The sequence below is a fragment of the Clavibacter lycopersici genome (assembly GCF_003576405.1).
Classification (GTDB): domain Bacteria; phylum Actinomycetota; class Actinomycetes; order Actinomycetales; family Microbacteriaceae; genus Clavibacter; species Clavibacter lycopersici.
The window spans coordinates 1-1,178 of sequence record NZ_QWGT01000413.1 but is presented as its reverse complement, the minus strand read 5'-3'; the positions used below and the strand labels follow the sequence as shown (position 1 = coordinate 1,178).

Annotated in this window: 2 protein-coding genes; one reads left to right on the top strand and one right to left on the bottom strand. The window is 76.9% G+C overall.

Going from position 1 to position 1,178, the window contains the following annotated elements; translation table 11 throughout:
* A partial coding sequence (locus tag DZG00_RS15595) for a hypothetical protein (RefSeq protein ID WP_147360073.1) occupies window positions 1-438 on the bottom strand: 438 nt, incomplete at its 3' end.
* Window positions 439-494: 56 nt separating this feature from the next.
* Here DZG00_RS15595 and DZG00_RS15590 point away from each other — a divergent pair.
* Window positions 495-1,178, top strand: a 684-nt coding sequence (locus DZG00_RS15590) for a hypothetical protein (protein WP_199689839.1), incomplete at its 3' end; no start/stop codon positions are given.

The following is a 1,178-nucleotide window of genomic DNA, read 5'->3' as shown; positions in this document are numbered from 1 at the left end:
CGCGTAGGAGACGTCGTCGCCCGCCGTGACAGGGAGGCGCTCGGTCCTGCCGTCCACCTGCAGCGTGAGCGCCGTGCCGGAGGCGGTGAGGACGAGGCCGTCGGTCGCGGCCTCGGGCTCGGCCGGGTCGATGGTGGCCAGGAGGACGCCGTCGTCCGTCGCGGCGGCCGCCTCGACGGCGCCCGACGTGAAGGAGACGTCGAGCGCGTGCGGCGTCTGGTTCGTCAGCAGGAGGGACGTGGAGCGGATGTCCGAGGCGTCCTGGGGCCACGCCACGCGGACGTCCGCCGTGTCGACCGGGGCCAGCGCGAGGAGCCCTCCCGAGGCGATGGCCACCACCCCGAGGAGGCCGGCCAGCAGCGCGGACCCGGGCCGCCGGGTCGCGCTCCGCGGGGTCGTGGGCGAGTCGGACGCGGGCGCGGGGGAGGAGGACGGCACAGTGACCCGAGGGTACAGGATCGGCTCGCCCGGATCCCGGACGGTAGCCTGATGCGATGACCGCCCACCCCAGCGCCTCCCGTCGGGCGCTGCTGGTGATGGGGGCCACGGTCGTCACCGGCCTCGTCACCTACGTCTTCCTCGGCATCGTCTCCCGCGGCGTCGCGGCCCTCGCGCCGGACGCCGCCGCCGGGGACGCCGCGTTCGACATGTTCTCCGTGTTCTGGTCGGTCGCGCTGGTCGTCGGCTTCGGCCTCTTCCTGCCGGTCGAGCAGGAGCTCGCGCGCCTGGGGGCTCACGGACGCGATGTCCGGGCCGCCGTGCGGTCCGCCCTCGCGCTGTCCTCGGTCGTCGCGCTCGCCGGCGTCGTCGTGGTCGCCGCGGCCTCGCCGCTGCTCCTCGGCGCGGGCATGCCGGCGGGCCTCGTGGTCGCGTACGCGCTCGTCGCGCCGGTCTCCGCGTTGCAGTTCACGGCCCGCGGCGCGATGGTGGCGCGCGGCGACGTCCCCGCGTACTCCCGGGTGCTGCTCGCCGACTCCGGGCTGCGCGTCGTGCTGGCCCTCGCCGTCCTCCTGCTCCTCACCGTGACCGACCTGCCCGACGCGGTCTCCTGGTTCGCCGCGGCGCTCCTCGCGGCCATCGGGCTCGCGCACGTCCCGGTGCTGCTGCGCCTCCGCTCCCGCGCGGGGGATCCCGCAGCCGGCGCGGCGCGGGCCGACGCGGCCCCGGATCCCGCCCTC